Below are 25,120 nucleotides of genomic sequence, written 5' to 3'. Positions count from 1 at the left end.
ATGTCGATGAACGGCGCCCCCGGAATGGATTTCATGATGACCCCGCCCGAGGACGTGGTCGCCTATGCCGGCGAATCCCGCGACGGGCTGACGGCGGTGGACCCGGAGAAGGTCGTGACGCAGCTCAAGACCGTCTACGACCCGGAGATCCCGGTCGACATCTACGAACTCGGCCTTATCTATCGCCTCGACTGCAAGGACAACGGCGATATCGACGTCGACATGACGCTGACAGCGCCCGCCTGCCCGGTGGCCGAGGAGATCCCGCAATGGGTCGCCGACGCCGTGGTCAAGACCGAAGGCGCGGGCAAGGTGATGGTGCAACTCGTCTTCGAGCCGCCCTGGACCCCCGACCGCATGTCGGACGAGGCGCGTCTCGAACTGGACATGTTCTGATGAATGGCAATCCGCAGTTCCTGGCGCCCCTGGACTTGATCCACGGGCCTGTGTCGCGGAAACGCCGGTTCAAGGATCCTCGGGTCAAGCCCGAGGAAGGCAAGGAAGCGAGGAAAGGAGACCGGGATGTTTGGCGCTCCTGACGGCAAACCGATCATGACCGTGACCGAGCGTGCGGTCGAACAGGTCAAGGCGCTGATCGCGCGCGCGGAGAAGCAGGGCGAGAAGCCCCTCGGCGTCCGCGTCGGCGTCAAGTCCGGCGGTTGCTCGGGCATGACCTACAACGTGGAATACGCCACCGAGCAGAAGAAGTTCGAGGAGACCGTCGACGCCGCCGGCGTGAAGGTCTTCATCGACCCGACCGCGACCATGTTCCTGCTCGGCGCGGAGATGGACTACGAAGAGACCATGTTCCGCTCCGGCTTCACCTTCTCCAACCCGAACGAGGCCGACCGCTGCGGCTGCGGCGAGAGCGTCTCCTTCAAGGTCGGCGAGGACGGCCAGCCGGTTCCGCAGCAATAGGCATCGGCCCTGGCGTCAATCGGGCGCATGGGCCCGACCGCGCCGCGATCCGAGGTGCGCCGCCATGACTTCGACACGCAAATGGCTGGGCCCGGCCATTGTCTTCGGCCTCGGCGCGCTCGTGGTCGCCATCCTCGGCGGGCTGGGCACGGAAATCGGGCCCTGGTACCGCTCCCTCGAGAAATCGGTCGTGCAGCCGCCCGGCTGGGTCTTCGGGCCGGTCTGGACCGCACTCTATGTCATCATCGCGGTGGCCGGCGCCTGGAGCTGGATGACGGCGGCGCCGGGCGCGCGCCGCGGGCTGGCGGCGCTCTGGATCGCCAACGCCGGGCTCAACGCGGCATGGACCTTCGTGTTCTTCACCCTGCAGCAGCCGCTGGCGGCGGTGGTCGTGATCGTGGCGCTCTGGCTGACGATCGTCCTGCTCATGCGGGCGATCTGGCCCCGTCACCGCGGGCCCGCCCTGCTTCTCGCACCCTATCTCGCCTGGGTAACCTTCGCGGCCTGGCTCAACATCGCCATTGTCGCGCTGAACTGAGACCGCGTGGGCCCCCTGGCGCGCCTTCGCCGTCCAGCCGGGTCAGAAGGCCTTCCAGACAGCCCGGCGGCGCGGCGGTGACTTCCCGCCTGCGGACCATGTCGCGCCGATACTCGAAGACCCGGATATCTTCGCCCAGCGTCAGCACCCGCCAGGCGCCGCCATCGGAGTCCGTGCGCCAGGGCACGGTTTGCGACTGGTGTTCATAGGCGTTCAGATAGTTGCCGGGCGGCGGCATCGCTTCGAGGTCGACGAGAAAGGCGGCGCCGAACCCTGTCATGCAGGCCGCGGCGAGCCAGAGATGAATGCACGGCACGATCGGTCCCCCATTGCCCTCGAGCCGAGCCTATCGGAGGCCCTGTGGGGTTTCTGTGGCCAAGCCGTGCCGGCCGGTGACAACGCGCTAGTCGTCGAAGATGGTCGGCGCGCGCCGCGCGACGGTCTGGCCGAAGCTGATCAGGGCGCGGTTGCGGCGTTGCGAGGCGCGAAGCGCCTCGCTGGCATTGGACAGTGAGGCCGAGCCCGCCGCCAGGCCGATGCGGCGGCGCGTTTCCCGGTCGGCGGCCAGCGCCTGGCGCATCAGGGAGCCGGACGAGGCGCTGACCCCCCGCACCCCGGCGGTGACCTGTTGCCGAGCCAGACCGCGTGCGAGTTTCTCTTCCTCCTCGCGCCTGGTCCGGGCGAGCTGCAACCGGGTCCGCGCCCGGCCGAGCTTCTTCTCGGCGTTGGCGGCGCCGATCTGGTTGGCGGCGTTCAGGCCGGAAAGCCCGACCATGGCGATGGATGCTGCCTGCGTCATTACTGCGCGACCTCCGCGGTGATGGAAAGAATGGATGCCGGCTCCGTCGACCGGCCGGTGACCCGGACCGTGGCGCCCCCGCCTTCGCGGCCACCGCTCCAGCCCAGGAAGCGGACCGTCTTCAGGCCCGCGAAGGATGTCGGCGGCTGGTCGAAGCCCTCTGACTCCAGCCGGCCGCCTTTCACCTCGCGGCCATTCACCGCGAAACGCGTGGCGCGGCCCGCACGGACGGTCGCCCGGATCAGGCGGTGGCGGTTGCCCACCAGGGTGCCGTCGGTCAGCTCGGCCTCGATCGGCATGGTCTCGACGGCCCAGTCGTAGACGAGGCCCGCCTCCAGCGTCGAGACGGGGAAGGGCGTCTGGACCGCGCCGCCGGCGACCGTGGCCTCGCCCATGTCGATGCCGTCGCCGACGAGGCGCACCGTCTCGCCCTCGAAGAGGTCGAGCCCGGTCCAGTTCACGGCCGGCGGGTTGCCGCCGATCGTGGCCGTGACCGCGCTGTCCAGGCAGCAGGCGGCGTCGAGCCGTTCGACCAGCCGGCGCGTCGTCCCGCCGATCTGCCGTTCGATCAGGCAGTAGAGCTCGCCGCCCACGGTCGCCGCATCGCGGATCTCGCCGCCGCCGGCCGCCGCAATGCGCGTCCAGCCTGCGATCTTCTGGGCGCGGCGCGTGTTCAGCACCGCCATGTCGCCGCCGGCGTTGACCACCAGCAGGTGGTTGGCGGCGTCGGTCGAGGTGCCGAGCCGGGCGGCAATGGCCACGGGGTCGTCGATCAGCCCGCCGGCCAGGAGCCCGAGGTCCTGGGCGACGAAGATCTGGCGGACATCGTCGAAGACAAGCTCGTTGCAGCTCGGCCGCGCACCCGCTTCGCCGCGGCGAATGAAGGCCAGGGCGCCGTCGATCTCGACCGGCCGCAGCGCCGCCGCGGGCAGTTCGCTGTGGCGGCGCAGGAAGAAGTTCGCCGGCGTGACCGGCGTCTCGGCATTGGCGAAGACGCCGCCCGAGGTGAAGGCGAAGAAGTCATTGCCGGCGAAGAGCTGATCGACCGCGGCGACCTGGTCGTTGTCCAGCGTCACCTCCACGGCCTCGTCCTCGAAGGCGTCGGCCGTGGTCTCGAAGCTGAAGAAGCGGCCGGCGCGGCTGCCCCAGATCGTCTGCGGCCGGCTGGCGGTGCCGGCGAAGTAGAGCCGGCCCTGGAACAGGTGCGCCGCGCGCGGCCAGCCGCGGCCGTCGGACCAGGCGTCCTCTTCCACCGACCAGTGGCCGGTCTCCGCCTGGGCGGTGCCGTCGAGCTTCTGGATCACGTCGCCGCGCAGGGTGTCCGCATCGGTACGGGAGGTCAGCTTCACCAGCCCGTCATTGATGCGGATCCAGTAGGCCGGGTCGCCGGGATCGAAGCTCACATGGTCGAAGTCACTCGAATCCGTGGTCGATATCGCGATGTTGCCGGTGGCCGCCGAGGGCGTCGCCTTGCCCTTTGTGCCGGCGCCGAAGTCGAAACTCGGCGTCTCCGTCAGCGGCAGATCTTCCAGCACCCAGCTCGCGCCGCCGCCCTGGCGCATCAGCCGTTTCGGCGCGTGATCGGGATGGACCAGGATCATGGTGTCCAGGCTCTGGGTCCAGTTGAGCGCGGTCAGTTCGTCCGCCGTGTAGAACCGGTCCTCGTCGCCGGGCGTCCCGGGGTCCGGCTCGACGGTCGCCGCCAGCGCGTCGCCGGCGAAGACCTCGATCTTCCGGTGCGAGAAGACGATCAGATAGGTGGTCTCGAAGGAGAAGGCGAAGCGCGCCAGCCGGATCGCGGTCTCGCCCGGCGGTGTCGCGATCTCAGCGACATGGCGGAAGCCGCCGCGCGTCTCGACCCCGCCCTGGGCCAGGCCCAGCATGTTGGTCAGGTCCCGCGCCCCGGCGTAGTAGGCCTTGACGTCGGTGCGGGCCAGCAGTGCCTCGTCCAGCATGCCGTTGGCGAAGCCGAACTGCTGCGATGGGGTGCGGCGCGCCATCTCAGGACCGCGCCTCGATCAGGGCGAAGTTCTCGATCGCCTGCGGTGTCTGCTGCTGGCCGTCGATGGAGCGGGCGCGGGCGAACTCGACCTCGGCGGCGCGGCTGAGCGCTTCCGTACGGGCCGTGTTCTCGGTCAGCGGCAGGCAGAACTCGGCCGCCAGCCGGGCGATCAGCGCCTGGTCGAAGAAAGGCGGGGAGGCCGTCTCGTCGGGGCGGAAGACATAGGTCAGGTTGAGGCTCTCGGCGCTGGCGTGCAGTCGGCGTTCGTGAATGCGGTAGGCGACGCCGCGGCCGCGCGCCGAGCCGCCCGCGCCGACGGAAAGCACGCGCAGGAAATCGGCCGGCAGGGCGAAGGCGCGGTCGAAGTCCGCGAGCGGTTTTGCGGTCAGTGCCGGCAGCGCCTGCTGCGCCGTGGCGAAGGACCAGGGATGACCGGAGATCAGCGCGTCCCGGGTGACGCCGTAGAGCAGCGCGGCGATCTCGGCCTCGGCGGTGCCATCCTCGAAGCTGGTGACGGGGCTCGCGCCGACCTTGAGCAGCGCGCGCGAGCAGAGCTGGATGCGGTTGAGGGCCATGGGGCGTTCCTGGGCTGAGGGATAGGATTTCTCGTCATCCCCGTTTCCGCGCAGCGCAACACGGGGATCGGCATAGGGTCTGGCGCGGTGCATCTCCGGGGGTCGATCCCCGCGCGCCGCGGTGCGGCGGCGGGGATGACACCAAAGGGACGTGCGCCGCGCGGCTACGCCGTGTCGGCGGCGCCGATCTGGGTGGCGTCGGTCAGATCCACCGTGCCCCCGGCATTGGCGTTGACGATGGCCACGCCGCTGCCGTCGCCGGCCCGGATGAAGACCCAGTCGTCGACGCGCAGCATGTCGCGCGCCTCGTCGAAATAGCCGGCCGCGGTGACGTCGGCCAGGTCGTCGTCGGCGGTGACATAGCCCCACATCGCGAAGCCCGCGCCGCCGCCGGCCATGCGTTCCAGTTCCTCGATCTTGAATGCCATGCTCAGCTCTCCTTCGGCGGTCAGGATTCGGCGCAGGGGATGGTGACGATGCCGTCGCCATCGATCAGCACCGTGCCCTGGCTCATCCAGTTGTTGACGAAGTGCGCGGCCCGGTCGCCGTGCCAGGAGATGTCGGCGCGGACGTCGACGCCGATGGCGTGGCCGATGGCGGTCTTGTGGTACCAGTGACAGAGCCGGTTGCCCGAGCCGTCGGCGTTCAGTCCCGAATGCGGGAACCAGAGCGTGCCCAGCCAGCGCTTGGCCTGGGTGCCCTTCCAGGGCAGGTCGTCGCCGCCGGCATAGTCGGCATTGGCGAATTCCTGGATGTCGAGCAGCTCCGACCACTGCTTCCAGCCGATGACGGCGAAGCGGTCGCCGTCGTCGGGCACGTCGGCCTCGCCCAGCATCTCGAAGGCCTCCAGCACCTTGGCCTTGGTCAGGCCGCCGGCGGTGGTGGCCACGATGTTGGCGGACTTGTCCATCTCGGCCAGGATCAGTTCGTCGGTCTTGCGGCCGAGCGCATAGGCGCCGGCATTGGCCTGGACATGCATCTCCTCCGAGCCCGACTTGATCTGGTCGAGCTTGTCGACCCAGTCGCCGGCGTAATAGTCCTTCAGGAAGCATTCCACCGACTGGTGGGTGACGTTCATGGTCGGCACCATGCCGTGGCGGGCCTTGGTCGAGGCCGCGCCCTTGCCCACCTTGTGGAAGACGCAGGAACTGCCCTCCACCTTGTCCTGATTGCGCACGGTGTTGCGCAGCTTCGTCCCCTGGCGCTGATAGGCGATGTGGACGCTGGTCGCGTATTCGCGACGGAACATCTGATCGACGGTGTCGCTCATCATTCTCTCCGGTGATGTCTCGGGATTGCCGGAGGGGTCCGTCACGCGACAGATGGGCCGACCGGTGGGCCGCGCGCGACGGGTCCCTTCGAGGGATCGGCCGGCGGTGCGAGCGTGGCGGCATATTGTGTAAATTTACCGCTATTGTCAAGCGTCGGTCACGGCTGTCGCGCTTCCGGCTGCCCGGCTTGCGCGCTAGGCTGCACCGCCGCCAACGCCCGAGGAGACTGCCGATGACCGCGCCCTTTCCCGACCATCCGCAGCTTTCCGGCAATTACGCGCCGCTCCTCATGGAAGCGGATGCGCCGGACCTGGTGGTGCGCGGCGCGATCCCGCCGGAGCTGGACGGCACGCTGTTCCGCATCGGGCCGAACCCGCAATACCCGCCGCGCGACCGCCAGCATCACTGGTTCGCCGGGGACGGCATGGTCCACGCCTTCCGCATCCGCGACGGCCGCGTGGGCTGGTCCAACCGCTGGGTCAGGACGCCCAAGTTCGAGCTGGAGCGCGCCGCGGGCGAGGCGCTGTTCGGCACCTTCGGCAATCCCCTGACCTCGGCGGACGAGGCGCGCGGGAAGGACTCCGGCCTCGCCAACACCAACATCGTCTGGCACGGCGGACGCCTGCTGGCGCTGGAGGAGGCGCATCCGCCCTTCGAGATGAATCCGGCGGATCTCGCCTCGAAGGGATATTTCGATTTCGACGGCGGCCTGACCGGCGGGCGTATGACCGCGCACCCGAAGATCGATCCGGCCACCGGCGAGATGCTGTTCTTCGGCTATTCCGTCGGCGGCTATTTCACCGACCGGCTGAGCTATCACGTCGTCGACGCCGGCGGAAACGTCACCCAGGCGGCGGCCTTCGATGCGCCCTATGCCGCGATGATCCACGACTTCATCGTCACCGAGGGGCACGTGGTCTTTCCCGTCCTGCCGCTGACCGGCAGCCTGGAGCGCGCCATGGCGGGCAGGCCGCCCTTCGCCTGGGAGCCCGACAAGCCCGGCTGGCTGGGCGTGCTGAAGCGCGGCCAGCACCCGGAGATGACCCACTGGATCGAGATTCCGTCCTGTTACGTCTTCCACCCGATGAACGCCTTCGAACGGGAGGGCCGGATCGTCGCTGACGTCATGAAGTACGAGGCCGCGCCGCTGTTCCCCCATGCCGACGGCACGCCAGGCGACCCGGCGAAAGCCACGGCGCGGCTGGTGCGCTGGACCATCGATCCCGCCCGCGACGAGGTGAAGGAGCAGGTGCTGGACGGCCGGCCGGGCGAGTTCCCGCGCTTCGACGAACGTCGCGCCGGCCTCGGCTACCGCCATGGCTGGTTCGCCGCCGTCGAGCAGCGCCGCAAGGGCGACCGGGGCAACTGGACGGAGATCGTCCACGCGGACCTGGAGAGCGACCGCCGCACCGTCTTCTCCGACGGCGAGGCGCATCACGTCTCGGAGCCGGTGTTCGTGCCCCGCGCACCCGATGCGGCCGAGGGCGACGGCTGGCTGCTGTTCAACGTCTACCGCGCCGAGCAGAACCGCAGCGATCTGGTGATCCTCAACGCCCTGGACGTGGACGGCGAACCGGTGGCGGTGGCCGAGATCCCCTGCCGCGTGCCCCACGGCTTCCACGGCAACTGGGCGCCGGGGGTCTGAGGGCCTGCCTGGTCGAGGCCTACAGGCTCAGGCATGGGTCCCGGATCGGGCCGCCGGCCCGTCCAGGAGATAGCCGATGCCCGAATCCCGGGGCCGGCGCAGCCGGAACCCGGGATTCATGCCTGAGCATCTCCGCAAGATCCGGCGTCCCTTCGGAAAGAACGCGACCGACCGCCGGCGCGACAATTCAGCGGGCGCGCCGCGCCGGTCCCGGAGGTTGCGCTTGCCTAGCCCAGTGTGGTCTGCAGGCCCGCGGTCGGGGCGGTGTCGGTGAAGGCGAGCAGGGCGCGGCGTCCGCCCCGCCGGGCCCTGAGATTGCGCACGCGCGCATCGTTCTTGGCCTCCAGGCGCTGCGCCTCCTCTTCCTCTCGTTTTGTCGCCGCTTCGAGCGCGGCCGTGTTGCCGCCGCCGCCGATCTTCGCCATTGCCGTTCTCCTCGCTCGATCCGGGCCGGCCGCGCCGGCCGTCGAGGCGGCAGGATAGGCGGTGGCTCGCCAAGCGTACCCCCCTCGATCGTCATTCCGCCGCCCGGTCGGGCGTCACGGGCGCGGGCGGCGCGTCCTTGAGATAGCGTTCGCCGCCCTTCAAGGGTTTGAGCCGGCGGTCGACCATGCCGTCCGGCTCGACCAGCTCGAAACGGAAGGCGTCGCCTGACAACGCCAGCTTGAGGAACCCCAGACAGGGCCGGGCGACGCCAACGTCCAAACCGGAGCGGTAGGCCGTGGCCGGCGCCCAGACGAAGCGCGTCGGCCCTACGGCGACGTCGAGATACTTGTGCAGATGGCCGCTGGCGACGAAGCGGACCCGGTGGCGGCGCAACAGGCTGAACAGCCGCGCCCTGGCGCCCGCGGGCAGGAAGATTTCCGCCGGGCGGTCGCCTTCCCCCAGCTGGCGCGGGAAGAACAGCGGCTTGTGGGTGAAGACGCCGACCGGCCGGCCGTTCGCGGCGTCGAGTTCGCCGCGGAGCCAGGCGTCCTGTTCACGCTCCCGGCCGAGGCCGGTGCCGATCACCTGCGCGTTGATGCCGATCAGCCGCCAGCGCCCTGCATCGCGCGCCCAGCGGTCCGGACCCGCGATCGCGCCATAGCGCGCCAGCCGGCGTTCGTCCGTCGGCTGACCGAGCTGCATGAAGCCCGGCTCCTCGCCGATGTCGTGGTTGCCGGGCAGGACCAGGACCGGCGCGTCGAAGCGCGCCATCTCGGCGACCGAGAAGGCGATGTCGGCGGCCCGGTCGGCGCCGTTGATCGACAGGTCGCCGGTGTGGATCACCAGGTCCGGCGCCCAGGCGTTCACCGCCTCGGCGACCCGCAGGAAGTTGTCGTGGAAAAAGCCGTGGCGGTCGCTCAGATGGGTGTCGGAAATCTGGGCGATCCGCACCGGCCCGCCGCCTCAGGCGCGGTCGAACATGTCGAAGATCGCCGCCAGTCCCGCCGTCTGGCCGCCCTTGATCGCCGAGGGCACCAGGATCGGCGTCTTGATCCCGGCCTCGTACCAGGCTTCGACGCCCTCCATGACCCGGCTTTCGGGGCCGGAGAGCGTGGTGCTGTCCAGCCATTCGTCGCTCATGATCCCGGGCAGCCGGTCCAGATCGCCGCTCTCGATCGCCGCCTCGATGTCGGTCATCTCCTGCTCGAAGCCGGCGGTCTTCCAGTAGGCGCGGTAATTGGGCAACTGCACGTAGCGCGCCAGCGTCTTGCGGTGCACGGCGCGGGCCGCGGTGACGTCGTCGTCGATCACCGTCGGGATCATGGCTGAGGTGGAGAAGTCGTCCCCGGCGGTGCGCGGACGCTCGGCGAGTTGCTTCCTGACCATCTCGCGCGGGCCGTTGGCCCAGACCGCGCCATCGGCCTTCTCGACGGCGAGATCGAGCATGCGGTTGCGCAGCGTCGCCAGCACCACGGGCGGCAGCGGGCCGACCTCCTGCTCTGCGTCGCGCAGCTCCTCGACATAACGACGCATGTCGGTGAGCGGCTTGCCGGAATTGTTCACGCCATAGCGCTGCAGCGCCGGCGCGTGGCTGATGCCGATGCCGAGACGGAACCGGCCGCCGGAGATCTCGTGCATGAAGGCCGCATTGTCGGCCAGCAGCCGCGCGCTCTGGAAGTAGATCGGCTGGATCGAGCTGCCGACGGTAATGCGGCTCGTCTCCTGCAGGACTGCCTGGCAGAAGGGCAGGCAGGCCGACACGCTGGTCACGAAGACGCCGGCGAAGCCGCGGCCCTCCACTTCCTTGGCCCACTCGATCATCCGCTGCCGCCGGCCGGGCAGGGCGGCGATGGCGACCGCCGGCTTCTTCACGCTCATGCTGGTTTCCTCTCCCTCGTCTCGACAGGCGGCACTTTAGAGCAAGGCCCCGGCTTGGGCACCCCTTCGAAAAGCGGATACGGCTTGCGGCCCAGCCGGTAACTTCACCGGCAGATGCAACAGCCGATGCGGAGCGCGCGATGAGCGACGAACACGTCAAGATCAACGACACCGAACCCCGGATCGCCCATCTGGGCGACGGCGCGGCCACGGTCTTCGCCGCGCCCTTTCCGTATCTGGCGGCGGCCGATCTCGCCGTCTGGGCGGACGGCGCTGTGAAGACCCTCGACGCGGACTACACCGTCGACGGAGCGGGGGAGAGCGGCGGCGGAGCGGTGACGTTCGCCGTCGCGCCGGCAGCCGGGGTCGAGATCGTCATCGCCCGGCGCACCGCGATCGAGCGCGTGAGCGACTTCCTGCCCGGCGGCGCGCTGCGCGCCGATGTGCTGAACACGGAGCTGGACCGCCTCACCGCGATCGCGCAGGAACTGCGCGGCCGGCTGGACCGCACGCTGCGTCTCGCCGATCGCGACGCCGCCCCGGCGCTGGCCGAGGCCCCGGCGAAGACCGCGCTGGCCAACCGCCTGCTTGCCTTCGATGGCGACGGCGAGCCCGTGGCCGGCCCCCTCAGCGCCAGCCTGCAGCAGGTCGAGAACGCGGCCGCGCTGGAGGCGTCGGCGGCCGCTTCCGCCGCCAGCGCCGAGGCCAGCGCGGCGTCGGCCCAGGAGGATGCGGACGGTATTGCCGCGCTGGTGCAGAACGTGCCCGCCGCGAGTTCCTTCGCCGGCGACGGGACCGGCACCGATTTCGCCCTCGCCGCCGCGCCGGTCAGTCATCTGGCCCTGATCGTGACCGTCGACGGCGCCGTCATCGACCCGCAAGACTATTCCGTCGACGGTGCGACGCTGAGTTTCGCCGCTGCGCCCGCCGACGGCGCCGCCATCCGTGTGCGCGACCTCTCGGCGACGGCCGCCGTCGATGCCGCCGCTGTCGCGGCGCTGGCGCCGCTCGCCGCGGAGATCGAGGCCGTCGGCATTGCGGCAGGCGCGGTCGCGCAGGTCGCCGCCGAACTCGGCGCGGTCGGCGAGGCCGCCCAGGTGGCGGCGCGGGCTGATTTCCTGCGCCGTCATCCGGCGACGCCGCCGCCGGCGCTGGTGCTGGCGCCTTCGATCGGCCACGGGACGGGCCTCGTGACCTGCGAAAGGGATGGCGCGGCCACGACCGCCGGCCCCGGCCGGCGGCTGACGACCGTCGCCGCGGACGCCGCGCGGCTGTGGCACGATCCGCAGTCGGGCCGGCCGCTCTACGTCCTGAAGGAGGAAGCGGCGACCAATCTCTGTCTGCAGTCCGCCGACCTCGCCGCCGCGCCGTGGATCGACAGCGGCGCGCCCACGACCGGCATCGGCGCCACCGCCCCGGACGGCGGGCAGAGCACGCGCGTCACCGATACCGAATCGGGTGTCAGCTCCAGCCGGCGCCAGTTCATCGACCTGAGCGGCTTTCAGCCGGGCTCGGCGCTGACCGTCAGCGCCTGGGTGCGCCGCTCCGACCCTGGCGTCTATCCGGCCCTCCGGGTCTTCGTATTCGACGACGCGCTGCCCGCCCGGAACAAGCTGTTCGACGCGGCGCTGCTGCCCTTCTCGACGGCGGAGACGACGAACCTGACCGGGGCCTGGGACGCACACGGCTTCGAGCACTGGGCCGACGGCTGGGTCCGCTGCTGGGGGCGGCTGACGCTTCCCGATCCCGGTGCGCAGGCGCTGGACTACCTGGACGTCAGGGCCTTCCCCGCCTGGAACGCTCAGGACCTCGGTTCGGCGGAAGCCGCGGCAGAAGGCTTCGCGGACTTCTTCGGCTACCAGGTCGAGGCGGGCGGGCGCGCCTCAAGCTATATCCCGACCGAGGCCGCCCAGGTCACCCGGCCCGCAGACGCGCTGCAGGTGGCGCTGCCCCATCCCGTGGCGGCAGCCGAGTTCACGCTGCTGGCTCGCTACCGCTATCTGGGTCCCGACGGCGCCGGCGGGGATAACGCCCATCCGCTCAGCCTCGGCGACGCCGCGGACGGCGCCGATCAGTATCTGGCCTTCCGGCACGGCCATGCCGGCGGCGCGGCTGCCGAGAAGCCGGGCGCGGTGATCGAGACGCCCGCGGGCGGCCTCGATGCCCTGGGCGAGGGTGCGGCGCGCGTGGCGGGGGCTTCGGTCGCCGTGGCGGCGGCCGTCGACGGCGCTGGATCGGTCTTCGAGGTCGACGGCGAGGGCGATCCGGCCACGGCCACGCCCGCACAGCCCGATCCGGCGCGCCTCACCCATCTGATCGTCGGCGCGGAGCCGACCCAGTCCTGGGACACCCACCACAATATCGGCCTCGAGGAAGCGGCGCTCTGGCCCGTCCGGCTTTCCGACGCCCAGCTCACGGAGATTACCGCATGACCAGCACCGACCTTTATCTCAGGTTCGCCGACAATGCCGGGATGGAGGCGGCCTTCGCCGCCGCCGGCTGGCCGGCGCCCGTGGCCGCGCAGCCGGTCGCCCGCGCCGGCGCGGCCATGATCGACCTGGTGGGCGAGATCCGCCTGCCGCCCGTTCTCGGCCCCGACGACACGGAGCTCGCGCCGGCGGAGACGCAACCCGGCTGGCACGTCAATCTGCGCCTCCGCCCGGGCGCGATCCTGCCCGCCGCTCTTGCGCCCTGGGTGCTCGATCCGGCGCCGGCGACGCCGCACCGGCGGTTTCCCTGAAATGCCGGCGGCCATGACGATGACCGGGGAAGCCGCATCCGCGCGAACGGCGGCCATTCCGGTGCGGTCCCTGCTGGCGGGCGGCCTGGGTCTGGTCGGCTACCTCGCCGCCGCCATCTGGTGGGGCGCTTCGCTGGACGGGCGGGTCCAGCGGCTGGAGCACGAACTGGTCCGCGCGGCGGAGGTGCGGGAGCGTATCTGGCGGCGTATCGAGGGGCTGGACACGGGCCTGACGCGCCTCGACCGCGGCGTCGGGCAGGTGGACGAACGCACCCGCGCGATCGGCGTCCAGGTGGAACGAATCCACGAGATGCTGCTGGCCGAGCGCCGCCGGGCGACGGCGGAGGCAGCGCGGTGACGGGCCTGCTGCAGAACCTGTTCGGCGGCGCGGTGCTCTCCGCCGCCGAGGGCGTCGCCGGCATCATCGACCGTTTCGTCGAGACCGACGAGGAGAAGCGCGCCGCCGGCCTGATCAAGGCCCGGCTGATGATGCAGCCGTCGCTGGTGCAGGCGGAACTGAACAAGGTGGAGGCCGGCCACCGCTCCGTCTTCGTTGCCGGCTGGCGGCCGTTCATCGGCTGGGTCTGCGGGATGGCGCTGTTCTACAACTTCGTCGCCCGCGATCTGCTCGCCTGGACGATTCTCAACACCGGTCTGCAGGCCTCCATGCCGCCCGATCTTGCCATGGAGGAACTGCTGACCGTGCTGCTCGGCATGCTCGGCCTCGGCGCCTTCCGCACGGTGGAGAAATTCGGCGGCAAGGCGAAATAGCCCCCGCCATTGCCGCCTGTCCGGGCGGGTGGCAGACTCCTCACCGGCGTAAACGGGAGGAGGCGACGGTGAGCGACTGGGATCTGGTGATCCGCAATGCGCGGATCTACGACGGGCTGGGCAACGATCCGGTCGAAGGCGATCTGGCGGTCCGGGACGGCGTGGTCGGCGCGGTCGGCAAGGTCGATGGCCGGGGCGCCGAGGAGATCGACGCCGGCGGCGACGCCATCGCCCCGGGCATCGTCGACGTCCACACCCACTACGACGCCCAGCTGACCTGGGACCCGACGGCCTCGCCGTCGCCGGCGCTGGGGGTCACCACGGTGGTCATCGGCAATTGCGGCTTCGGCATCGCCCCGGCGCCGCCGGCGGCGCGGGACACGATTCTCGCCAATCTCTCCGTCGTGGAGGCCATGTCGCTGGAAAGCCTGCACGCGGGCGTCGACTGGTCGTTCGAGAGCTTCGACGAGTATCTCGACCTGATCCAGGCCAAGCGGCCCTTCCCGAACGTCGCGGCCCTGGCCTCGCATTCGGTGATGCGCACGGCGGTGATGGGCGATGCGGGCTCCGAGCGCGCCGCGACCGAGGCGGAACTGGCGGAAATGCAGGCGCTGTTCCGCGACGCGCTGGCGGCCGGCGCGCTGGGCATGGGTTCGTCCACCTTCGAGAACCATTTCGGCGCCGGCAACCGGCCCGTGCCGTCGCGCATGGCCGACGACGCCGAGTTCCGCGCCTTCGCCCGCACCCTGGGCGAGGCCGGGGGCGGCGGCATCATGATGGCGACCTGCGGCAACGCCACCTCCATCCCGCTTCTGGGCGAACTGGCCGAGCTGTCGCAGGGGGCGACGATCTATGCGCCGCTGCTGCACTATTCCAACCAGCCCGAGCGCGCCATCGGCCTCGCCCGCGAATGCGCCGCCGAGCGCGAGAAGGGCCGGCCGGTCTTTCCGCAATGCTCCTGCCAGCCGCTGTCCATGGATTTCACGCTGGAGGCCGCCTACCCGATGCTGACCATCGACGGCTGGCCCGGCAGCGAGGACGCCGCGGAACTGAAGCGCGCCTTCGCCGACCCGGCCGTACGCCGGCGCATCCGCGACGATCTGGCGAAGCCGTCGGGCACCCGCATCTTCAACGGTCACTGGGACCGGGTGGAGATCACCATCGCGCAGAAGCCGGAGAACGCGGACCTGGTCGGTCTGACCCTGGCCGATCTGGGCCAGCGGCAGGGCAAGGATCCGCTGGACGCCTGTCTCGACCTGGCGCTGGCGGAAGACCTGAAGACGGTCTTCACCGCCAAGCTGCTGAACGTCGAGGAGGACCGCGTGGCGGAACTGCTGGCGATGCCCGGCAACCTGGTCAGCCTCTCCGACGCCGGCGCCCATCACACGCTGTTCTGCGATGCCGGCTTCGGCATCCATTTCCTCAGCCACTGGGTGCGCGAGGCGCAGAAGTTCACCCTGGCCCAGGCCATCGCCAAGCTGACCTCGGAGCCGGCGCGGATCTATGGCCTGGACGGCCGCGGCGAGCTGCGCCCCGGCGCGGCGGCCGACTTCATCCGCTTCGACCCGGCGGCGCTGAAGCTCTCGAAGACCATCAAGCTGGCCGACCTGCCCGCGGGCGGGGAGCGGCTGGTGCGGGAGGCGCCGGGGCTGAAGGGCACCTGGGTCAACGGGGTGCAGGTGCATGACGGCAAGGGCTACAGGGACGTCGCCGGTCCCGGCCGGGTTCTCCGCCGCCGCAGCGCGAGGCCGGAACGGGCCGCGGCCGAATAGCGCCCTGAATGGAGGAAATCCCGCTCGTACAGGAACTGAGTCAGTGGATCGGCGAGGTCCTGCCGCTGATCCAGGACCGCGCCTTCTGGACCGAGCGGGTGCTGGAGCGATGGGTGCTGCTGCAGATGGCGCTGGCGCTGGGGCTGCTGCTCGCCTCTGTCTGGCTGCGGCGCCGTTCCGGGCCGCTGCTGCTCGGTCTGGTCGGACGGATGGCCGGGCAGCGCACGCTGCAGCGCTTCGTCATGCTGTTCGTCAGCCGCCGGCAGCAGATTCTCTACATGATCCTGCTCTGGCTGGCCGTCATCGTGCTGGCCAATGCGCCGCCGGCCAGGACCGAACTGCTCGGCGTGCTCGCCAATCTGGTCACGGCCTGGGTGGTGATTTCCATCATCTCCCGCATCATCCGCAACAAGGCGCTGGCGCGTTCGGTCGCCTTCGTCATCTGGCTGGTGGCGGCGCTGAACATCCTCGGCATCCTGCCGGCGACCGTGGATGCGCTGGACAATATCGGCCTGAGCATCGGCGACACGCGGATCACGGCGCTTTCCGTGGTCAACGCCATCGGACTCTCGGTCATCCTGATCTGGCTGTCGGTGCTGGCCAGCCGCCTGGTGGAAAGCAGGCTGGAGGCCAGCCAGGATCTGCGGCCGGCCACGCGGGTGCTGCTGGCCAAGCTGTTCCGCATCGTCGTGCTGTCGCTCGCGGTGCTCGTGGCCCTCGACCTGACCGGCATCGATCTGACGGCGCTGGCGGTGTTCGGCGGCGCGCTGGGCCTCGGCCTCGGCTTCGGCCTGCAGAAGGTGATCTCCAACCTGGTCAGCGGCTTCATCCTGCTGATGGACAAGTCGATCAAGCCCGGCGACGTGATCGAACTGGACGAGACCTTCGGCTGGATCACCAGGCTGCAGGCGCGCTACGTCTCCGTCATCACCCGCGACGGGCGGGAGTACCTGATTCCCAACGAGGACCTGATCACCAACCGGGTGATCAACTGGTCCTACACGGACACCAATGTCCGCCTGGAGATCGCCTTTGGCGTCGCCTATGGCAGCAATCCCCATCAGGTCCGGGAACTCGCCGTCGAGGCCGCGCGATCCGCCGACCGGGTGCTGAAGACGCCGACGCCGGTCTGCCACTTCGTCGAGTTCGGCGACAGCTCGTTGAAGTTCGTGCTGCGCTTCTGGATCCGCGACCCGGCGGACGGCGTGGTCAACATCAAGGGCAAGGTGATGCTGGCGCTCTGGGACACCTTCCAGGAGCACGGCGTCACCATCCCCTTCCCGCACCGCGAGGTCTATTTCCGCAACCCGCTGGAGGTGGTGGAAAGGGGCGGCGACGGCGCGGCGTCCCGGCGGCCGGACGAGGCGGTGGAGCCCCCGAAGGATTAGTGATAGGTGGAAAACGCCTTCATCCACCAACTCAACCCAGCCGGAGCGCCCATGTCGGACAAGACCAAACCAGGCAATTTCTTCGAGGATTTCGAGATCGGGCAGGAGCTGGTCCACGCCACGCCGCGGACCATCACCGAGGGCGAGGTGGCGCTCTACACCGCGCTCTATGGCGGGCGCTTCGCGCTGCAGAGCGCGGATATGGCCGCGCAGGCGCTGGGCTATCCCGGCGCGCCGGTCGACGACTGGCTGGTCTTCCACATCGTCTTCGGCAAGACCGTGCCCGACGTCTCGCTCAACGCCGTGGCCAATCTGGGCTACGCCCGGGGCCGCTTCCTGGCCCCGGTCTTTCCCGGCGACACGCTGGCCGCCGCCTCGAAGGTGATCGGGCTGAAGGAGAATTCCAACGGCAAGACCGGCACGGTCTACGTCAACTCGACCGGCACCAACCAGGCCGGCGAGACGGTGCTCGACTACTGCCGCTGGGTGATGATCCGCAAGCGCGACGAGAATGCGCCGGCGCCCGCGCCGGTGGTGCCCGACCTGCCGGCCCGCGTCGACCCGGGCGACCTGGCGATCCCCGACATCGAGGCCGCGGGCTACAACGCGGCCTGGGTGGGCCAGCCGCACCGCTTCGGCGACTACCAGGCGGGCGAGCGCATCGACCATGCCGACGGCGTCACCATCGAGGAAGCCGAGCACATGATGGCGACCCGGCTCTACCAGAACACGGCCAGGGTGCACTTCAACCAGCACACCGAGGGCCAGGGCCGGTTCGGGCGGCGGCTGATCTATGGCGGCCACATCATCAGTCTCGCGCGGTCGCTGAGCTACAACGGCCTGGCGCCGGCCATGTGGATCGCGGCGATCAACGGCGGGGCGCATACCGCGCCGACCTTCGCGGGCGACACCATCTACGCCTGGTCGGAGGTGCTGGAGACCGCCGACCTGCCGGGGCCGGTGGGCGCGCTGCGGTTGCGCACCGTCGCCTGCAAGGACCACGCGGCCGTAGACTTCCCCGACAAGGCCGAAGACGGCAAGCGCGATCCTTCGGTGGTGCTGGACCTCGACTACTGGGCGCTGATGGTGAAATGAGCGGCGCAGGCCAGGACGCGGCCGCCGAATCGCGGCGGCTGATGCGGAGCGAGCCGACGGCGGTGCTCTCGACAGGACTGGGCGCCGACGGCTGGCCCTACGGCTCCCTGGTGCTGACGGCGGTCGATCATGCGGCGCGGCCGATCCTGCTGATCTCGACCCTGGCCGAGCACACGAAGAACCTCGCCCGCGACGACCGGGTTTCGCTGCTGTTCGACGGCACCGGCGGCCATCGCGAGCGCCTGACCGGGCCGCGGGTCACCGTGCTGGGCCGGGCGGCGAAGACCGACGACGAACACGCCAAGGCGCGGTTCCTCGCCCGTCACCCCTCGGCGGCCATGTACGCCGGCTTCGGCGACTTCGCCTTCTGGCGAATCGAGCCCGAGCGCGCCCACATCGTCGCCGGCTTCGGGCGGATCGACTGGGTGGACGCGGACAGCCTGCTGACCGACGTTTCCGGCGCGGCCGCGCTGGCCGGGGCCGAGTCGGGCATCGTCCGGCACATGAACGAGGATCATTCGGACGCGGTCGGCCTCTATGCCAACGTACTCTGCGGACAGGACGGCGTCGGCTGGCGCATGACCGGCGTCGACCCGGAAGGCGCGGACCTGGCGCGCGCCGGTGCGCACTGCCGTGTCGCCTTCGGCAAGCCCGTTGCGGATGCCGACGGCGCCCGTGCGGAACTGGTCCGGCTGGTGAGGACGGCGCGCGGGCGCGGATGAAAACAATCCGAAAGTCTGTTGCGAATCCTTCTCACGGCATGTGACAGTAACGCACGGCATGTGACAGTAAATCCGGTTGAAACGGTCGCCGCCTTGGATATGGTTGCGGCTCTTTCGTGACAGCGCGCGGAATCAGGGTGACGCGGAGAAGGGCGTTACTTCCGCATCTGTTTCTGGCGTCCGACGCCGTGGCGGGACCTATTCCATCGGGAGGAAGCTTTGGAGAACCTGGGACCGACGATCAGCAGCAACGGGCTGGACCGACTGGGGCTGGACGGCGTGGCGACGGCGCACTGGAACTACGGCACCGCCGCGCTCTACACCGCTGCGCTGGCCCGCGGCGAGGGCAAGCTGGGCGTGGGCGGTCCGCTGGTCGCGACGACGGGCGTGCATACCGGCCGCTCGGCCCAGGACAAGTTCATCGTCAAGGAACCGTCTTCCGAGAGCGAGATCTCGTGGGGCGCGATCAACAAGCCCTTCGACGCCGACCGTTTTGACGCCCTGCTGGCCCGCGTGCAGGGCTATCTGAGCGGCCGGGAGGTCTTCGTGCAGGACTGCTGGGCGGGCGCGTCGCGCGACTACCGGCTGGGCGTGCGGGTGATTACCGAGAAGGCCTGGCACAACCTGTTCGCGCGCAACATGTTCATCCAGCCGACGGCGGATGAGCTGGCCGGGTTCGATCCCGAGTTCACCGTCATCCAGGCGCCGAACTTCCGCGCCTCGCCCGAGCGCGACGGCACCCGCTCCGACTGCTTCATCATCGCCAACTTCGCGAAGAAGATCGTGATCATCGGCGGCACCCACTATGCCGGCGAGATCAAGAAGTCGGTGTTCTCAATCCTCAACTACCTGCTGCCGGCGCGCCAGGTGATGCCGATGCACTGTTCGATCAACGTCGGCGAGGCGGGCGATTCGGCGATCTTCTTCGGCCTTTCCGGCACCGGCAAGACAACGCTGTCGGCCGACCCGCGCCGCGAACTGATCGGCGATGACGAGCATGGCTGGTCGGATGACGGAGTCTTCAACTTCGAGGGTGGCTGCTACGCCAAGGTGATCAACCTTTCGGCGGACGCCGAGCCGGAGATCTACGCGACGACGCGCATGTTCGGCACGGTGCTGGAGAACGTGGTCATGGACCCGCTGAGCGGTGTCCTCGATCTCGACGACGGCACGCTGACGCAGAACACGCGCGCCTCCTATCCGATCGACTTCATCCCCAACGCCTCGGCGACCGGCGTTGCGGGCCATCCGAAGAACGTGGTCATGCTGACCGCCGACGCCTTCGGCGTGCTGCCGCCCATCGCGAAGCTGACGCCGGAACAGGCGATGTATCACTTCCTGTCGGGCTACACCGCCAAGGTGGCCGGCACCGAAAAGGGTCTCGGCAGCGAACCGCAGGCGACCTTCTCCACCTGTTTCGGCGCGCCGTTCATGCCGCGCCATCCTTCGGTCTACGCCAAGCTGCTGGGCGAGAAGATCGCCCGTCATGGCGCGGCCTGCTGGCTGGTCAACACGGGCTGGACCGGCGGCGTCTACGGCGTCGGCCGGCGCATGCCCATCGCCTACACCCGCGCGCTGCTGAACGCGGCCCTGGACGGCTCGCTGGACAACGTCCCGACCAAGACCGATCCGAACTTCGGCTTTCAGGTGCCGACCGCCTGTCCGGAGGTGCCCGAGGAGGTTCTCAACCCGCGCGGCACCTGGGACGACGGCGGCGCCTATGACGCCAAGGCCGGAGAGCTGGTGGGCCGCTTCAACGACAACTTCACCCAGTTCGAGGGCTACGTCGAAAGCGAGATCCGCCAGGCGGCGCCGCGCAAGGCGGCGTAGACAGGGTCCCCGCATGGCGCGGGGGGATGGTCTGGCGGGCCCGCGCGCCTGCTGAATTCTCTGAAGGACCGGGCGCCCGGGATCAGGTCCGAGGACACCGGACAACACTTCCCGGAACGACCCCCGGTATTAGGTGAACTACGCCCAGTAGCCGGGGCGGGGGGTGTCGGAGCGGGCCGCCTTCGCCTGCTTCGCCAGCACGTATTCCAGTTTCTGGATCGCGGCCTGCTTCAGGGCCTTGCGGCCGGCGCTGACGGGACCGATCAGTATGGCTTCCGTACCCGTCGCCTCGTCGATGGCGGCGACCCGGACCATGTCGTCCATGACCGTATATTCCAGATAGACGTCGGACATCGGGCCAGCTCCCGGCTTCTCGCGATCCGGCCATCCTCGCCGGCGGCGGTAAAGATGCCGTTAACCCCGTCCGCCGGCCGCCCCGGTCAGCTACCCGCGACGCGGCGGTCGACGCCTTCCCAGTATGGCTCGCGCAGCTCCTTGCGGCGGATCTTGCCGACCGGAGACTTGGGCAGCGGCTCCTTGCGGAAGACGACCTGCGAGGGCTTCTTGTAGGAGCCGAGGCGCTCGGTGCAGGTGCGGATCACGTCGTCTTCCGTGACCTCGTGGCTGCCGTCGAGGACGCAGAGCGCCATCGGCGTCTCGCCCCAGCGTTCGTGCGGCACGCCGAAGACCGCGACCTCGACCACGCCGGGCAGGTCGGCGATGACGTTCTCCAGCTCCAGCGGCCAGATGTTGTAGCCGCCGGAGATGATCATGTCGTCGGCGCGGTCGAGGATGTAGAGATAGCCGTTCCTGTCGAGGCGGCCGACATCGCCGGTCTTCACCCAGCCGTCGACGATGCGCTCGGCCGTGGCCTCGGGGTTGTTCCAGAACTCGGTCATCTGCCCGTCCGACTTGGCGACGATCTCGCCCGGATCGCCCAGCGGCACGGGATTGTTCTCCTCGTCCCAGATCTGCACCTCGATATAGGGCAGCGGCATGCCGCAGGCGCGCAGCGGCGTCGAGCCCTCGATCTCCGCGAACCACTGGCGCGGCCCCATGATGGCGACGGGCAGCACCTCGGTCTGGCCATAGCCCTGGTACATGGCGTCGCCGAAGACTTCGTAAGCTTTCAGCGCGGTGGCGTCGGCGATGGGCGCAGCGGCGGCCAGGATGCACTTCAGCTTCGAGAAGTCCCGGGTCTCGGCGCTCGGGTCCTGCAGCATGGTGTTCAGCATGGTCGGCACGAAGAAGGCGTAGGCGACACGCTCCTTCTCCATGATCTCCAGCGTCTCGCCGGGGTGGAAATGGTCCAGCAGCAGGTTGCAGCCGCCGCCCAGGAAGACCGGCAGGAACTGGTAGCCCGAACCGTGGCTGATCGGCCCGACATGCAGGCAGACATCGCCCGGCTCCACCGGCGGGAACAGATAGAACCAGTCGCGCCCGGCGGCGAGCCAGGCCCTGTGGGAATAGGCCACGCCCTTGGGCCGGCCCGTGGTGCCGCCGGTATGGCGGATGATGAACTTGTCGTCCGGATCGATCGCGATGTCGGGTGTCTCGGCGGACTGCTTCATCAGCCAGTCCTCGTAGCCGCCATCGCGCACGATGACGCGCTCCAGATCGGGCAGTTCGTCGACGAAGCCGTCCATGTCGCCGGCATAGTGCTCGGCGACCAGCACCGCGCGGCAGTTGGTGTGTCCCAGCATGTGCAGGTGCATCTCGCGCCGGTCGCGGGCATAGAGCGGCACGCGGACGATGTTGGCGATCGCCGCGCCGAGGAAGAAGTCGGCGGCCTCGATGGAGTTGTCCTCCAGCACGCCGACCCGGTCGCCGGGTTTCAGTCCCATGCCGAGCAGCGCGTTGGCCAGCCGGACGCCGCGGTCCCAGGCCTGCCGGAACGTCAGCCGCCGGTCGCGCCAGACGATGCATTCCCGGTCGGCGTAGAACGTCGCCGAACGTTCCATCAGCGTGCGTACATCCATTTCGTCCCTCCCCAGGTCAACGATCTCAAGCTTCGCTCTTTTGGCTCGGAACCGAGGTGCGGCGCAAGCTTCACCCGCGCGTCAGCGTACAACGCGGAAGGTTAGGAAGCGTTGCCCGCGCCGCGCCGCGACCCGGCGGCCCGTGATCCGGTAGCCGGCGCGCTCGAAAACGGCGCGGGAGACGGCGCTGGCCCAGGCGCTGCGGTGGCGCACGCCCCGGACGGCGAGCGCTTCGTCGCCGGCGGCGAGCAGCGCCCGGCCGACGCCGCGCCGGGTGAAGGCGGGATCGGTGTAGAGCATGTGCACATGGCCGTCGGGCCGCAGCTCGGCGAAGCCCGCGATCGCGCCCCCGATTTCCGCGATCAGGGTCAGGTTGCGTGTCTGCCGGGTCCGCCAGGCCGCGAGCGGCAGGCGGGCCGGCGCCCAGGCCCGCCGCTGGGGCAGGGAATAGAGCCCGGCGGCGCCGATCCGGACCGCACGGCGAAAGAGGCGGAGGGTGGCCGGCGCGTCGGCCGGCGTGGCGGAGCGAATCAGCACGGTCATGGGACTGCTGTTCATACAGAAAACCCCGCCGGCGTCACCGGCGGGGTTTGCTGCCCGGGAAGGCGCAATGGTCAGGCCGCCTGGCGCGCCGGGGCCACGCAATGGGCTGCAATGGCCTCCACATGGCGGTGGTCCGTGCCGCAGCAGCCGCCGACCACGGCGGTGGCGGGCAGGAGCGACAGCAGTTCGGCATAGTCCCGGCCGAGTTCGGCAGGGTTGCCGTCGTCCAGTTCCTCCGCGGCGTCCAGTTCGGCATGGCTGAGCCGGGAGGCGTTGGCCCGCAGTCCCCGGATGCGCCGGATCCAGTCGCCGCCCTGCCGCAGCGTCCCGGCGAAATGGTCCGGGTGGGCGCAGTTGATCATGAAATAGGCGGCGAAGCCGTCGGTCGCGGCGTCGACCGCCCGGATGGCCTGGCCCAGCGTCTCGCCGGTCGGCAGCCGTCCGTCCGTTTCCACCGTGAAGGAAATGGCCGCGGGCATGCCGGCCGCCCGGGCGGCGCGGACGATGCCGATGGCCTCGGGGGTGTTGGTGATGGTCAGCGCGGCGACCATGTCGGCGCCGGCGCTGGCGAAGGTGGCGATCTGGGCGGCATGGTAGTCGCAGGCCGCCGCCTCGGTCATCACCTCGCCCGGGTCATAGCCGTCGCCGCGCGGGCCGAGATTGCCGGAGATGACACAGGGCGTCGCCGCCGTTTCCAGGTCGTCGCGGATCGATTTCAGCATGGCGATGGCGTCGCGGTTGACGGCGTCGAGGCCGTGCGCGTCATAGCCCAGCTTCGCGCCCCAGTCCGGATTGGCCCGCCAGGTGGGGGATTCGAGCACGAAGCCGCAGCCCCGGTCGCGCGCGATCTTCACGTGCCGGCGGTAGTAGCTGTCGATCACCTGGCGGCCGACCCGGTCGCGCAGCAGGTCGAAGGCGGCGAAATGCGGCATCTCCAGGCCGATCTGGAACGCCAGCGTGGTTTCCATGCCGCTGTCGGTCAGGAACATTCCGCCGTCAAGCTGGGGGAGGTTGTCACGGTATTTCGCGTTCATGGCTCGATCTCCTGTCGCTGCATGATGCGCCGCGGCGTCGTCCCGCGGCAGGCGAGGCGACCATCGCGCGCCCGGGCGCACGGCGATAGAAGACGCGTGGTGCGGAAAGCCCGGTTTCCGCGTTTCGCCGCTGTTTCAATTGCCTGGGGGACCGCGGCCGGCTCTTTGGCGTTGCCAGCGTGACGGTCGTGCGGCAAAAACCGTACTCGCGATACGGTTTTCGCCGGAGAAATGCGATGCGCAAGGGCTTCGAGACGCGTGAACGCATCATGGACGTCGCGGAGCAGGCGGTCCTGGAGAAGGGGTTCGGCGCCACCTCGATCGACGAGATCATCGCCGCTGCCGAGATCACCAAGAGCGGCTTCATCTACCATTTCCCCGACAAGCCGGCGCTCGCGCGGGCCTTGCTGGAGCGCTATATCGAGCGCGACGATCAGGTGCTGGACGACATCTTCGGCCGCGCCTTCGAACTGACCGACGACCCGCTGCAGGCCATGCTGGTGGGGCTGAAACTGTTCGCCGAGCTGATGGCCGACCTGCCGGCCGGCCATCCGGGCTGCCTGGTGGCGACCTATTGCTATCAGGAGCGGCTGTTCGACAGCGAGATCCGCGAGATCAACGCGCGCGCGGTGCAGGCCTGGCGGCGGCGCTTCCGCAGCCTGCTCGACGACATCGTGGCGACCTATCCGCCCCGCGACGAGGTCGATCTCGACGATCTGGCCGACATGTTCTCGACCGTGATCGAGGGCGGCATCGTGATGTCCAAGGCGTTGCGCGATCCACCGCTGCTGGCGCGCCAGGTCCTGCTGCTGCGGTCCTATGTCAAGCTGCTGCTGTCGCCGCGCGTCGGCCGCTGAAACAGAAGAAAGCCCCGCCGGTGAGGTGGTCGGCGGGGCTTCCCCTTCGCACCGTTGGCTTTCGGCGCCGCCGGTGCGGGTTCCGCGTGCGCGCCGGCATCAGAGGAGGGCGCGTCGCGGCCGCGGAACCTTTCGCGGCGCTGCCCGGGCTGTTTCCGGGCGCCGGAGGATGTGTTCTCCGGCAGTCTGCGGCGGATGGACCGCCGTCTTTCGGTGATGCCGGCTTCATTGGCGGCGCCGGCGGGCCGTATGCGTGGGGTCAGAGCCGAGCCTGCTTGGGCGGCTTCATATTCCTAGCCTCCCGTTCACTGTTGACGCTAGGTAAGCTACGCCTCCG

At 69.7% G+C, this 25,120-nt stretch carries 27 protein-coding genes; 14 read left to right on the top strand and 13 right to left on the bottom strand.

Translation table 11 applies throughout. The features are described 5' to 3' along the window. Positions 1-6 precede the first annotated feature (6 nt). The 3 genes from CWC60_RS13700 (at position 7) to CWC60_RS13690 (ending at position 1,456) form a co-directional block, all read left to right on the top strand. Entirely contained in the window at positions 7-396 is a 390-nt protein-coding gene (locus CWC60_RS13700; RefSeq protein WP_206419929.1) for an SUF system Fe-S cluster assembly protein, read from the top strand. A 126-nt stretch (positions 397-522) separates the two neighbouring features. After that, positions 523-918, top strand: coding sequence for a HesB/IscA family protein (locus CWC60_RS13695; protein WP_206419928.1), 396 nt, complete (start codon positions 523-525; stop codon positions 916-918). Positions 919-982: 64 nt separating this feature from the next. After that, entirely contained in the window at positions 983-1,456 is a 474-nt protein-coding gene (locus CWC60_RS13690; protein WP_109794495.1) for a TspO/MBR family protein, read from the top strand. Here the strand turns inward: CWC60_RS13690 and CWC60_RS13685 are convergent. The 6 genes from CWC60_RS13685 to CWC60_RS13660 form a co-directional block, all read right to left on the bottom strand. Further along, positions 1,428-1,772: a hypothetical protein gene (locus tag CWC60_RS13685; RefSeq protein WP_109796301.1), complete on the bottom strand. Its 345-nt coding sequence runs from the start codon at positions 1,770-1,772 to the stop codon at positions 1,428-1,430. The genes CWC60_RS13690 and CWC60_RS13685 overlap by 29 nt on opposite strands. A gap of 87 nt (positions 1,773-1,859) precedes the next feature. Continuing rightward, on the bottom strand, positions 1,860-2,255 hold the full coding sequence (locus CWC60_RS13680) for a hypothetical protein (RefSeq protein WP_109794493.1): 396 nt from the start codon (positions 2,253-2,255) through the stop codon (positions 1,860-1,862). Further along, complete coding sequence (locus tag CWC60_RS13675; RefSeq protein ID WP_109794492.1) at positions 2,255-4,255, bottom strand: phage tail protein; 2,001 nt, start codon at positions 4,253-4,255, stop codon at positions 2,255-2,257. Before CWC60_RS13675 ends, CWC60_RS13680 begins: the two co-directional genes overlap by 1 nt. Before the next feature lies 1 nt (position 4,256). Beyond that, positions 4,257-4,832 carry a phage connector family protein gene (locus CWC60_RS13670; RefSeq protein ID WP_109794491.1) on the bottom strand — a complete coding sequence of 192 codons (576 nt, stop codon included), beginning with the start codon at positions 4,830-4,832 and terminating at the stop codon, positions 4,257-4,259. Positions 4,833-4,996: 164 nt separating this feature from the next. After that, entirely contained in the window at positions 4,997-5,260 is a 264-nt protein-coding gene (locus CWC60_RS13665; protein WP_109794490.1) for a hypothetical protein, read from the bottom strand. A gap of 20 nt (positions 5,261-5,280) precedes the next feature. Continuing rightward, a complete protein-coding gene (locus CWC60_RS13660; RefSeq protein WP_109794541.1) occupies positions 5,281-6,102 on the bottom strand; it encodes a phage capsid protein in 822 nt (273 codons plus the stop codon). A 233-nt stretch (positions 6,103-6,335) separates the two neighbouring features. Here CWC60_RS13660 and CWC60_RS13655 point away from each other — a divergent pair, with 233 nt between their 5' ends. Beyond that, positions 6,336-7,748: a carotenoid oxygenase family protein gene (locus tag CWC60_RS13655; protein WP_109794489.1), complete on the top strand. Its 1,413-nt coding sequence runs from the start codon at positions 6,336-6,338 to the stop codon at positions 7,746-7,748. Between the two features lie 227 nt (positions 7,749-7,975). Here the strand turns inward: CWC60_RS13655 and CWC60_RS13650 are convergent, their stop codons facing one another. From CWC60_RS13650 to CWC60_RS13640, 3 genes are all read right to left on the bottom strand, one after another. After that, the gene (locus CWC60_RS13650; protein WP_109794488.1) at positions 7,976-8,173 is read right to left on the bottom strand and encodes a hypothetical protein; all 198 of its coding nucleotides are present in this window, start codon (positions 8,171-8,173) and stop codon (positions 7,976-7,978) included. A 91-nt stretch (positions 8,174-8,264) separates the two neighbouring features. After that, positions 8,265-9,125, bottom strand: a complete 861-nt coding sequence (locus CWC60_RS13645; protein ID WP_109794487.1) for a metallophosphoesterase family protein — start codon at positions 9,123-9,125, stop codon at positions 8,265-8,267. Between the two features lie 12 nt (positions 9,126-9,137). Continuing rightward, positions 9,138-10,052 carry an LLM class flavin-dependent oxidoreductase gene (locus tag CWC60_RS13640; protein ID WP_109794486.1) on the bottom strand — a complete coding sequence of 305 codons (915 nt, stop codon included), beginning with the start codon at positions 10,050-10,052 and terminating at the stop codon, positions 9,138-9,140. A gap of 140 nt (positions 10,053-10,192) precedes the next feature. Between CWC60_RS13640 and CWC60_RS13635 the strand changes: the two genes are divergently transcribed. From CWC60_RS13635 to CWC60_RS13600, 9 genes are all read left to right on the top strand, one after another. Beyond that, complete coding sequence (locus CWC60_RS13635; RefSeq protein ID WP_109794485.1) at positions 10,193-12,484, top strand: phage tail fiber domain-containing protein; 2,292 nt, start codon at positions 10,193-10,195, stop codon at positions 12,482-12,484. Further along, positions 12,481-12,792, top strand: coding sequence for a hypothetical protein (locus CWC60_RS13630; protein ID WP_109794484.1), 312 nt, complete (start codon positions 12,481-12,483; stop codon positions 12,790-12,792). The genes CWC60_RS13635 and CWC60_RS13630 overlap by 4 nt, the downstream gene beginning before the upstream one ends. A 19-nt stretch (positions 12,793-12,811) precedes the next feature. Then, positions 12,812-13,150 carry a DUF1644 domain-containing protein gene (locus CWC60_RS23665; protein ID WP_164516544.1) on the top strand — a complete coding sequence of 113 codons (339 nt, stop codon included), beginning with the start codon at positions 12,812-12,814 and terminating at the stop codon, positions 13,148-13,150. Further along, a complete protein-coding gene (locus CWC60_RS23660; RefSeq protein WP_164516543.1) occupies positions 13,147-13,563 on the top strand; it encodes a 3TM-type holin in 417 nt (138 codons plus the stop codon). The genes CWC60_RS23665 and CWC60_RS23660 overlap by 4 nt, the downstream gene beginning before the upstream one ends. A 68-nt stretch (positions 13,564-13,631) precedes the next feature. Further along, entirely contained in the window at positions 13,632-15,335 is a 1,704-nt protein-coding gene (locus CWC60_RS13620) for an N-acyl-D-amino-acid deacylase family protein (RefSeq protein WP_164516542.1), read from the top strand. A gap of 8 nt (positions 15,336-15,343) precedes the next feature. Then, the gene (locus CWC60_RS13615; protein ID WP_109794481.1) at positions 15,344-16,723 is read left to right on the top strand and encodes a mechanosensitive ion channel family protein; all 1,380 of its coding nucleotides are present in this window, start codon (positions 15,344-15,346) and stop codon (positions 16,721-16,723) included. Positions 16,724-16,774: 51 nt separating this feature from the next. Beyond that, positions 16,775-17,818 (top strand): MaoC family dehydratase, encoded by a 1,044-nt coding sequence (locus tag CWC60_RS13610; protein ID WP_109794480.1) that lies wholly within the window; start codon positions 16,775-16,777, stop codon positions 17,816-17,818. Further along, positions 17,815-18,540, top strand: coding sequence for a HugZ family pyridoxamine 5'-phosphate oxidase (locus CWC60_RS13605; protein ID WP_109794479.1), 726 nt, complete (start codon positions 17,815-17,817; stop codon positions 18,538-18,540). The genes CWC60_RS13610 and CWC60_RS13605 overlap by 4 nt, the downstream gene beginning before the upstream one ends. Before the next feature lie 219 nt (positions 18,541-18,759). Continuing rightward, positions 18,760-20,370 carry a phosphoenolpyruvate carboxykinase gene (locus CWC60_RS13600; RefSeq protein WP_109794478.1) on the top strand — a complete coding sequence of 537 codons (1,611 nt, stop codon included), beginning with the start codon at positions 18,760-18,762 and terminating at the stop codon, positions 20,368-20,370. Between the two features lie 138 nt (positions 20,371-20,508). Here CWC60_RS13600 and CWC60_RS13595 read toward each other — a convergent pair whose 3' ends face one another. The 4 genes from CWC60_RS13595 to CWC60_RS13580 form a co-directional block, all read right to left on the bottom strand. Beyond that, positions 20,509-20,724 (bottom strand): DUF6898 family protein, encoded by a 216-nt coding sequence (locus tag CWC60_RS13595; protein WP_206419927.1) that lies wholly within the window; start codon positions 20,722-20,724, stop codon positions 20,509-20,511. Between the two features lie 86 nt (positions 20,725-20,810). Then, positions 20,811-22,349, bottom strand: a complete 1,539-nt coding sequence (locus CWC60_RS13590; RefSeq protein ID WP_109794477.1) for a class I adenylate-forming enzyme family protein — start codon at positions 22,347-22,349, stop codon at positions 20,811-20,813. A gap of 81 nt (positions 22,350-22,430) precedes the next feature. Continuing rightward, on the bottom strand, positions 22,431-22,892 hold the full coding sequence (locus CWC60_RS13585; RefSeq protein WP_164516541.1) for a GNAT family N-acetyltransferase: 462 nt from the start codon (positions 22,890-22,892) through the stop codon (positions 22,431-22,433). A 71-nt stretch (positions 22,893-22,963) separates the two neighbouring features. Continuing rightward, positions 22,964-23,926, bottom strand: a complete 963-nt coding sequence (locus tag CWC60_RS13580; protein ID WP_109794475.1) for a homocysteine S-methyltransferase family protein — start codon at positions 23,924-23,926, stop codon at positions 22,964-22,966. 236 nt (positions 23,927-24,162) lie between these two features. Here CWC60_RS13580 and CWC60_RS13575 point away from each other — a divergent pair, with 236 nt between their 5' ends. Beyond that, positions 24,163-24,783 carry a TetR/AcrR family transcriptional regulator gene (locus CWC60_RS13575; protein WP_109794474.1) on the top strand — a complete coding sequence of 207 codons (621 nt, stop codon included), beginning with the start codon at positions 24,163-24,165 and terminating at the stop codon, positions 24,781-24,783. The last annotated feature ends 337 nt before the right edge of the window (positions 24,784-25,120 follow it).

The organism is Minwuia thermotolerans (assembly GCF_002924445.1).
GTDB classification, from domain to species: Bacteria; Pseudomonadota; Alphaproteobacteria; order Minwuiales; family Minwuiaceae; genus Minwuia; species Minwuia thermotolerans.
This window is presented reverse-complemented; position numbering and strand designations above follow the sequence as displayed.